The sequence below is a fragment of the Francisella uliginis genome, from assembly GCF_001895265.1.
Taxonomy (GTDB): Bacteria; Pseudomonadota; Gammaproteobacteria; order Francisellales; family Francisellaceae; genus Francisella; species Francisella uliginis.
The window spans coordinates 2,228,468-2,237,379 of sequence record NZ_CP016796.1 but is presented as its reverse complement, the minus strand read 5'-3'; the positions used below and the strand labels follow the sequence as shown (position 1 = coordinate 2,237,379).

Sequence of the window (8,912 nt, the reverse complement as noted above, 5' to 3'; positions counted from 1 at the left end):
GTGGATAATTCTGTTAATTAATTTGTTTATTTTTTGTTCAACCTCTTGTTTATTAACTTATTCACAAATATGTTGATATTTTTGTTGATAATTCTGATTATATTTTATCCACATTTTTATTCATATTCTTTTTATGTTCTTTTTACATCCTTATACATTCTTTTTCATCATCTTAAAAACCTTTTAAAATCGACTTTTTAGAGAGTTATCAACACTTTTTTATACACATAATAAATAATAATATAAAAAAAGAAAAATATACTTTATATAAATAGATAAAAGAAAAAAGTATGAAAAATATAAAAAAAAAATTTTTTGTTTATAATAAATGTTAATAAAAATTTAAAATCTTTTCTAAATGTCTTTAAATACAGAAATTTTTCTAAATATAAATAAATATGAACAAAGAATAGCAGTTAAAGAAAATAATATTTTAAAAGAAATATTAATAGAAAGAGATAATCAAAAAAGGATAGTTGGAAATATTTACAAAGGAAAAATAATAAGAGTCTTACCAGGCATGCAAGCAGCTTTTGTTGATATAGGTTTAGAGAAAGCTGGATTCTTACATTTATCTGAAGTCATTCCTTTAGAAAGAGATTACAGTGAAACAGATGAAAATTTTAAGTTAAAAAAATTAAATACTGAAGATATCAATAAATGGCTACGTGAAGGACAAGAAGTTTTAGTCCAAGTAGTAAAAGAAAGTATTGGTAATAAAGGAGTTAAATTAACTTCACATTTATCAGTATCTTCGAGATTTTTAGTTTTTTTACCAGATCTAGATCATATAGGAATTTCATTAAAAATAAATAAAGAAGAAGAAAAACAAAGATTGTTAGATTCTATTCAAAAAATAACACAAAGTGAAAATCCACGAGGTTACATATTACGAACAGCTGCAGAAGGAGCAAGTTTTGAAGAATTAGAAAGTGATATAAAATTTTTGAATACTTTATGGCAAGATATTTTAGATATTTCAAGCACTATTATAAAACCTGGTATTGTTTATGAAGACTTTAGTTTAATAATAAAGACGATAAATATTTTTGCTAATGATAATCCTAATAAGATTCTTGTAGATAATATTGACTCATACAAAGAAATTTGTCAGTTTGCTGATAAATATGTGCCTGGTTTAAGAGATAAAATAGAACTTTATCAAAAGCATAATATTTTTGAAGAATTTGATATAGAAAATGAGATAAATAAAGCTTTAAATAAAAAAGTTTATTTAAAATCTGGAGGTTATCTGATAATAGAACAAACTGAAGCAATGATAACCATAGATGTAAATACAGGAGGTTTTATTGGTACTAAAAATCTTGAAGAGACTATATTTAAAACAAATTTAGAAGCTACAAAAGAGTTAGCTAGACAGCTTAGATTAAGAAATCTAGGAGGTATAATTATAGTTGATTTCATCGATATGATGGATCAATCAAATAAAAATCAAGTTTTAGAGGCTTTAAAGAAAGAATTAGAACTTGATAAGGCTAAGACTAGTGTAAGTGATATATCAGAGCTAGGATTGGTCGAAATGACGCGTAAAAGAGTTCAAGAGAGCTTAGCAAGGACTTTATGTGAACCTTGTGAGCATTGTAATGGCAAAGGAAGTGTAAAAACGCTTCAAACTCTTTGTTATGATATTTTTAGAGAAATAAAATCTGAAGCTATAAATTATCCAAATTATAATAATTTTTTATTAATATCTTCGAAGAAAATAATTGATTATATTGAAAGGGAAGAATCTATATGGCTTGCAGAATTAGAGTTAGATATACAAAAAAATATTCATTTAAAAGCTGAAAATAATCATATATATAATCAATATGACATAATTCCATTAAATTAGAAAAAAATACAAAAATATTATTGACAGTATTCGAAAACGATATATAATACTTCTCATAGTCGCCGACTTAGCTCAATAGGTAGAGCAACTGACTTGTAATCAGTAGGTCGCCAGTTCGATTCCGGCAGTCGGCACCATAAATACGGAGTGGTAGTTCAGTTTGGTTAGAATACCTGCCTGTCACGCAGGGGGTCGCGGGTTCGAGTCCCGTCCATTCCGCCATATTCTCATTAAGGTCTATTTCTTAAAACTCAGTTTTCCCCTTTTTACTTCTGATACGATTTAGACCTTAATTTATTATTTTATATTTTATTCAAATTTATTTTTTATATGATGTATATCTTTATTAATAATTAGTAATTTAGCTTATAAAAGCTATATATGGAGTTTTTTTGAAATTTTTATACTAGACCATACATTATTATTGAAATTGAGCATGATGAAGCTTAAATAATGAAAAAATCTTTTATATATAATATTATTTATATACTTACTTTAATTATTGATATTTTCTATGTATCTGTGTACCATTACATAATTACAAAATATTGAAACTTTATTTTTATGACATCATCAGATAGTGGCTGGAAGGAATTAATGGAAATTCTCGCTCAAAATGAAAAATCTCAAGATATAGAAACTATCTGTGATTTTTTATTAACTAAAGAAGAAAAAGAGCAATTAAATAAAAGGGTATTGTTAACAAAAGAGCTTATAAAAAAAGATAAATCTCAAAGAGAAATATCGAAAAGTTTAAAAATAAGTATTTGTACTGTAACAAGATGCTCAAATGCTTTGAAAGAATGCTCTATAAAAATAAAAGAGATATTTGGAAAATAAAATTAAAAAATTAGTAGGATAAGTAATGTCAGATACAAAAAAATCTAAACAAGAAGGTCAAAAAGGCTTTTTAGTATCAAATATCCATAAAATAGATTACCAAGAAGATCTAAATAGATGTTTTGCTAATTTATGTACAGATAAAAAAAATACTATTTTATTAGAATCAGCAGAGATAGATACAAAAGATAAACTTAAAAGTATTTTAGTATTAAATAGTGCTTTGAGAGTTTCATGTATAGGAGATAAAGTTTTTATAAAGTCTTTATCTAAAAATGGCGAAGCTGCCTTAAAGACTATAAAAGATAGAGTAAAAAATACGATACAAGCTAATTATAGTAATACTGAATTAGTTTTAACTTTTGATACTAAAAAAGATAGTAATCTTAATGAACATGAGAATCTTAAAAAAGAATCTGTCTTTGATGGTTTAAGATTAATAAAAGAAAGTTTTAAGATATCTAATGAGTTTAGTATATTTTTAGCAGGACTTTTTGCATATGATGTAGTCGGTAATTTTGAATATATAGGTGATGTAAAACGTAAGAATAAATGTCCTGATTATGTATTTTATTTAGCTGATACTATTATGGTTAGTGATCATCAGCAGAAAGAAACTTTTATTCAAACTAATATTTTTAATGCTAATAATATTAATGAACTAGATAATGACATTAAATTTATCAAAGAAAATATAAATAATAATACTGATATAAAAATTGAGAAATTTAATAATCTAAAAGTAAAAGAATCAATAAATGATAAGGATTTTTGTAATATTGTAGATCAATTAAAATCTCATATTATAGATGGAGATATATTTCAGGTTGTACCATCTAGAAGTTTCTTTTTGCCATGTCAAAATTCTTTAGAAGTTTATAAAGAACTTAAACGTACAAATCCAAGTCCATATATGTTTTATATGCAAGATGAAGATTTTATAATTTTTGGTGCATCACCAGAAAGTGCTTTAAAATATCAAAAAGACACTAACCAAGTTGAAATCTATCCAATAGCAGGTACACGTAGACGTGGTAAAAATATTGATGGAAGTATTAATCCTGATTTAGATAGTAGAATAGAATTAGAACTTAGATTAGATACAAAAGAAAATGCAGAACATATGATGCTAGTTGATTTAGCTAGAAATGATGTGGCGAGGATATCAAAAACAGGTACTAGATATTTAGCAGATCTTCTAAAAGTTGATAGATATAGTCATGTTATGCATTTAGTTTCTAGAGTAGTTGGCCAGCTTGCAGATGATTTAGATGCTCTTCATGCTTATCAAGCATCTATGAATATGGGTACATTAACAGGAGCTCCAAAAATAAAAGCTATGCAATTAATCTCTGAAGTTGAAAAACAAACAAGAGGTGGATATGGTGGAGCTGTAGGTTATATAAATGGTTACGGTGATTTGGATAGTTGTATAGTTATTCGTTCTGCTTATGTTGAAGATAATGTTGCAGAAATCCAAGCAGGAGCAGGTGTAGTTTTAGATTCTATACCAATAGCAGAGGCTGATGAAACTAGAACTAAAGCACAAGCTGTAATATCAGCTATTAAAAATGTACATGGAGTGTAGCTAATGGCAAATATTATATTTATAGATAATTTTGATTCTTTTTCTTATAATTTAGTCGATGAGTTTAAAGTTTTAGGAAATAATGTTGAAGTATATAGGAACAATTTATATCTAGAAGTTTTACTTGATAAGATTAACTCTGTAGAAAATCCTATAGTTGTTATTTCGCCAGGTCCTGGTAGTCCAGCTAATGCAGGATGTATAGTAGATTTAATTTCTTTGATAAAAGGCAAAATTCCTATTATAGGTATTTGCTTAGGACATCAAGCTATAATAGAGGCTTATGGTGGGATAGTCTCTCATGCTAATGAAATAGTACATGGTAAGATAGCTAGAGTAAAACATAATAAACATACTATATTTAATGATCTAGAATCTCCATTAACTGTTGCAAGATATCATTCATTGGTAGGGGTAAAAGTCCCTACTGGATTAGAAATTATAGCAGAAGTTAATGATCTTGTTATGGCTGTAGTGGATGATAAAAATAAAGTTTGTGGTTTACAATTTCATCCTGAATCTATAATGACAATACATGGTTCTAAACTTTTAGATAATGTAATTAAATGGGTGCAGCAATGAATGACTTAAGAAAAATAGTTGATAAATTATATGATTCAAAAGATCTAACTTACCAGGAAAGTTATCAGTTATTTGATTTTTTCATTAAAGGTGAAATTGAGTTAGCTTTGCAGACTAGTATATTAACTGCTCTTAAATTAAAAAAAGAAACGCCTTTAGAAATAGCAGCTGCAGCTAAAGCTTTGGTTGATAATACAAGAGGTTTTCCAGAAATTAAAGAAGATCTTGTAGATGTAGTAGGTACTGGAGGAGATGGTTATAATACTATCAATATCTCTACAACATCAGCTATAGTAGCAGCTACAGCAGGTTATAAAGTAGCTAAACATGGTAGTAGAAGTGTATCAAGTAAATCAGGGTCTTTTGATCTTTTAGAGTCTTTTGGAGTAAATATAGAGTTATCTCCAGAAAAAACAAAAGAATCTATACAAATAAATAATTTAGGTTTTTTATTTGCGCCTTTTTATAATTCTGGGTTTAAATATGTAAAACAAGCTAGATCAGTTTTAAAAACTAGAACTATTTTTAATATTCTTGGGCCTTTAATAAATCCAGCAAAACCAAATAAAATAGTTATAGGTGTTTATTCTAAAGATTTAATTTTGCCAATGGCAAAAACTTTAATCAATTTAGGGATACAAAGAGCATTAGTTGTACATGGTAGTGGTTTAGATGAGGTTGCTATACATGGTGATACTAATGTTGCAGAAATTAAAGATAAACAAATAGAAGAATATATAGTTTCAACACAAGATTTTGGTATAGATAAATTTACTATAAAAGATATAGAAGGTGGTTTACCTGAATATAATAAAAATATAATAAAGCAAATACTTTTAGGTAAAGGTAAAGATGCTCATAATGCTGCAGTTGCTATTAATGTAGCTATGTTGATGAAGCTTTATGATAAAAACGATATTAAACAAAATACTCAATATGTTTTAGAGTTGATTAAATCTGGTAAATGTTTTAAAACTTTAGAAGATGTTATAAGTTTTGGAAGTAGGTCATGAAAAAAATAATTTATAGTTTATCTTTATTATTGTGTAGTCTAGGTTTCTCAGCTAATAGTAATTTTTTATACGATAAGGCTGTTTTTGCAGGCGGTTGTTTTTGGTGTTTAGAGTCAGATTTTGAATATATGCAAAAACATGAAGGCTTAAGTCATAATGGTATTATAAAGGTTGTTTCTGGATATGATGGAGGTCAGCAGAAAGATCCAACATATAGAAAAGTATCTTCAGGGACTACAAACTATAAAGAATCTGTAGAGGTAATATATGATCCTAAAAAAATAAGTTATAAAGAGCTTGTTGAATATTTTTATCGTCGTATAAATCCTACTGATTCAAAAGGTCAGTTTTGTGATAAAGGTAAGCAGTATCAATCTGCAATTTATTATATGAATGATAATCAAAAAGATATTGCTGAAGCAGTTACAAAAGAGTTAAAACAAGTATTTAATAAAAATAATAAAAAAGTATATACACAGATTTTGCCATCGACAAAATTTTATGAAGCTGAAAAATATCATCAAGATTATCATTATAAAAATCCTAAAAGATATTGTTATTATCGTACAGGTTGTGGGCGTGATCAGACAGTAAATAAAGTATGGAAAAATATAAACTGGAAATATAGTAATGTAGTACCTTTTGATATACCATCTAGCTATGCAGAATGTTTAACTAGATAAAAGCTAGTTAATTATAATAATTTTTATAAAATTGTAGGAAAATATGAAAATAGTAGGCGTATCAACGAAAGTTTCAAATGATAGAGATGACTTGCTTGAGCAAGCATGGGAATTGTTTTTTAATAGTGAAGTTTTAGAGTATCTTAATGGTCAAAATCTATCACAAGATATAATATCTGTTTATTATGAATATGAAGGCGATCACACAGCGCCATATACTTTGCTAATAGGTTATGAAGTAGATGATAATTTTGATGTGCCAACAGGCTTAAATTCAGTTAATATTGAGTTAAACCATGAAGTTTTTAGAGTAGAAGGAGATCTTCCTGATGCTGCAATAGAAAAATGGCAAGAAATTTGGAATGATAATTCTAAAAAAAGAGCTTATAAAGCAGATTTTGATAGGTATAATCCTATTGAAGATTTTGTAGAAATAAATGTAGAGTATATCTAATAAAATATAAATAAATTCATAAGTATAAAAAATAAACTTTTATATTTTTTTCGTTTAAAATATCACTAAAAATTAAATAAAAAGATTAATAAATATGGAAACTATATTAGCAAAAATTGTTGAAGCAAAAAGAAAATGGCTTTTTGCTAAAAAAAGACTCTTTCCTTTAGATGTTTTTAAAGATGAAGTTACTAAAACAGATAGAAGTTTTTATGATGCTTTGACTTCAGAAAAAGCTGTATTTATTTTAGAGTGTAAAAAAGGCTCTCCTTCTAAAGGTCTTATTCGTAAAAAATTTGATCTAAATGAAATAGCTTCAGTATATAAAAATTATGCAAATGCTATATCAGTATTAACTGATGAAGAGTTTTTTATGGGAAGTTTTGCAAATTTAGAAATTGTAAGAAATCAAGTAACACAACCTGTTCTTTGTAAAGACTTTATTATAGATGAATATCAAATATACTTAGCAAGACATTATAAAGCTGACGCTATATTATTGATGCTTTCTATTTTAGATGATTCTGAATATAGAAAACTTGCTAAAGTTGCTAATCGTCTTGGCATGGGGATACTTACAGAAGCTAGTAACGAAGAAGAGCTTCAAAGAGCTATAAACCTAAAAGCAAAAGTAATAGGTATAAATAATCGTAATCTTAGAGATTTATCTATAGACTTAAATACTACTCGCCTATTAGCTCCTAAAGTACCAAAAGGCACTATAGTTATATCTGAATCTGGAATTTATAAAAACCAAGAAATAAGAGAACTTAGAAAATTTGTAAATGGTTTTCTTGTAGGTAGTTCTATAATGGGAGAGCGTAATTTAGAACTAGCTGTTAGAAAAATAATATATGGTTTTAATAAAGTATGTGGTCTTACTTCAGTAGAAAATGCTCAAAAAGCTTATAATGCAGGAGCTGTTTACGGAGGATTTATATTTGTTAAAAAATCACCTCGTTATGTAGATTTTGACATGGCAAAATCTATAACAAAAAAAGTCAAACTAAACTATGTAGGTGTTTTTGCTAATGCTAGTATTGAAGATGTTGTAGATGCATCGTATAAGTTAAAGTTAAGTGCTGTTCAGCTTCATGGTAATGAGGATCAAGAATATATAAATATTTTAAAATCTAAATTACATAGAAATTGTCAAATATGGAAAGCTTATGGTGTAGATAAAACTATTCCTAACTTCTTAGATAATGTTGATTATCACTTATTAGATGCTCAGATAGATGGACAATCTGGAGGTACAGGAAAGACGTTTGATTGGGATCTTATAAAAGATAAAAATAACATAATATTAGCTGGTGGATTAAACTCTAAAAATATAGCTAAAGCTATAGAGTTAAAATGCTCAGCTTATGATATTAACTCTGGTGTTGAATCACAACCAGGTCAAAAAGATCAAAAGAAATTAAATGAAGTTTTTGAAGTTATTAGAAATTATTAAGATTTTATAGTTATTTTCTTAGAAGTATTATCTTTTTCTTTTTTAGGGATGATTAGGTTTAGTACTCCATTGGTATATTTAGCCTCTATATTCTCACTATCTATATTTTCTGGTAAGTTTATCGTACGTTGATACTCGCCGTAGTAACGTTCTTGTATATGATGTTTTTTATCTTTTTGCGAGTGCTCACGTTTAGCTTTTATAGATAGTCTATTTTTATCTAATTCAATATCTATATCCTTTTCTTCTACACCTGCAAGATCTGCATGAATATTATAAGCAGAGTCATCTTCAGTTATATCTAAATGGATATTTTGTAGATATTTTTCTTCGTGATATTCTCTAGGGAAACTAAAGAAGTTATCAAAAAGATCATTTATCGAATGTTTTAATTCAAATGGATTGTATCTGATTTCTTTACTCATATCTATTCTCCTTATA

General features: G+C 27.1%; 9 protein-coding genes and 2 tRNA genes. 10 read left to right on the top strand and 1 reads right to left on the bottom strand.

Annotated features, from left to right (window positions below; genetic code table 11):
- Nucleotides 1-358 precede the first annotated feature (358 nt).
- The 10 genes from F7310_RS10375 to trpCF all read left to right on the top strand — a co-directional run bounded on the left by F7310_RS10375 (nt 359) and on the right by trpCF (nt 8,471).
- Nucleotides 359-1,855, top strand: coding sequence for an Rne/Rng family ribonuclease (locus F7310_RS10375; protein WP_072713494.1), 1,497 nt, complete (start codon nt 359-361; stop codon nt 1,853-1,855).
- A gap of 61 nt (nt 1,856-1,916) precedes the next feature.
- A tRNA-Thr gene (locus F7310_RS10370) sits at nt 1,917-1,992 on the top strand.
- Between the two features lie 7 nt (nt 1,993-1,999).
- A tRNA-Asp gene (locus F7310_RS10365) sits at nt 2,000-2,077 on the top strand.
- Nucleotides 2,078-2,419: 342 nt separating this feature from the next.
- Nucleotides 2,420-2,695, top strand: coding sequence for a trp operon repressor (gene trpR / locus F7310_RS10360; protein WP_072713493.1), 276 nt, complete (start codon nt 2,420-2,422; stop codon nt 2,693-2,695).
- A gap of 25 nt (nt 2,696-2,720) precedes the next feature.
- Nucleotides 2,721-4,283, top strand: coding sequence for an anthranilate synthase component 1 (locus F7310_RS10355; RefSeq protein WP_072713492.1), 1,563 nt, complete (start codon nt 2,721-2,723; stop codon nt 4,281-4,283).
- 3 nt (nt 4,284-4,286) lie between these two features.
- Entirely contained in the window at nt 4,287-4,865 is a 579-nt protein-coding gene (locus F7310_RS10350) for an aminodeoxychorismate/anthranilate synthase component II (protein ID WP_072713491.1), read from the top strand.
- Nucleotides 4,862-5,878: an anthranilate phosphoribosyltransferase gene (trpD, locus tag F7310_RS10345; RefSeq protein WP_084645238.1), complete on the top strand. Its 1,017-nt coding sequence runs from the start codon at nt 4,862-4,864 to the stop codon at nt 5,876-5,878. Before F7310_RS10350 ends, trpD begins: the two co-directional genes overlap by 4 nt.
- Entirely contained in the window at nt 5,875-6,561 is a 687-nt protein-coding gene (msrA, locus tag F7310_RS10340; RefSeq protein ID WP_072713489.1) for a peptide-methionine (S)-S-oxide reductase MsrA, read from the top strand. The genes trpD and msrA overlap by 4 nt, the downstream gene beginning before the upstream one ends.
- 43 nt (nt 6,562-6,604) lie before the next feature.
- Entirely contained in the window at nt 6,605-7,015 is a 411-nt protein-coding gene (locus tag F7310_RS10335) for a GyrI-like domain-containing protein (protein ID WP_072713488.1), read from the top strand.
- A gap of 94 nt (nt 7,016-7,109) precedes the next feature.
- A complete protein-coding gene (gene trpCF / locus F7310_RS10330) occupies nt 7,110-8,471 on the top strand; it encodes a bifunctional indole-3-glycerol-phosphate synthase TrpC/phosphoribosylanthranilate isomerase TrpF (RefSeq protein WP_072713487.1) in 1,362 nt (453 codons plus the stop codon).
- On the opposite strand, the gene F7310_RS10325 is transcribed toward trpCF, so the two are convergent.
- Nucleotides 8,468-8,896, bottom strand: coding sequence for an Hsp20/alpha crystallin family protein (locus F7310_RS10325; RefSeq protein WP_072713486.1), 429 nt, complete (start codon nt 8,894-8,896; stop codon nt 8,468-8,470). The genes trpCF and F7310_RS10325 overlap by 4 nt on opposite strands.
- Between the last annotated feature and the right edge of the window lie 16 nt (nt 8,897-8,912).